1 protein-coding gene is annotated in these 683 nt (G+C 57.1%); it reads left to right on the top strand.

What is annotated here, in order from left to right:
* Positions 1 to 12 precede the first annotated feature (12 nt).
* The gene (locus MUG06_RS22745) at positions 13 to 660 is read left to right on the top strand and encodes a hydrolase (protein WP_243080130.1); all 648 of its coding nucleotides are present in this window, start codon (positions 13 to 15) and stop codon (positions 658 to 660) included.
* Positions 661 to 683: the final 23 nt, after the last annotated feature.

Here is a 683-nt window from a genome sequence, read left to right as displayed (position 1 = left end):
CAGAACAGCCAGATTATTTTTATCGATCAGCAGCCACAGATGGCCTTTGGCGTGCAGTCAATTGACCGCCAGGTGCTGAAAAACAACGTGGTGGCGCTGGCCAAAGCGGCCAAAGTCTTCAACATCCCGACCGTCCTGACCACCGTTGAGACCGAAAGCTTTTCCGGCAACACCTTCCCGGAGCTGCTGGACGTGTTCCCGGGCCAGGACATCCTTGAGCGTACCTCAATGAACTCCTGGGATGACCAGAAAGTGCGTGACGCACTGGCCGCTAACGGCAAGAAAAAGGTGGTGGTTTCCGGCCTGTGGACGGAAGTCTGTAACAACAGCTTCGCCCTGTGCGCAATGCTGGAAGGCGACTACGAAATCTACATGGTGGCGGATGCGTCAGGCGGCACCACCAAAGAGGCCCACGACTACGCGATGCAGCGCATGATCCAGGCCGGCGTGATCCCGGTGACCTGGCAGCAGGTGATGCTGGAGTGGCAGCGTGACTGGGCACACAAAGAGACGTACAACGCGGTAATGGATATCGCGAAAGAGCACTCAGGCGCTTACGGTATTGGCGTTGATTATGCCTACACCATGGTGCACAAAGCGCCTTCCCGTCAGAAGAGCGAACACCAGACTCTGGCTCCGGTACCTGCACCGGTTCGCTAATTGCTAAGCTGGCTGGTCCGTTT

The sequence above is a fragment of the Pantoea sp. MQR6 genome, assembly GCF_022761075.1.
Classification (GTDB): domain Bacteria; phylum Pseudomonadota; class Gammaproteobacteria; order Enterobacterales; family Enterobacteriaceae; genus Pantoea; species Pantoea phytostimulans.
This window is presented reverse-complemented; position numbering and strand designations above follow the sequence as displayed.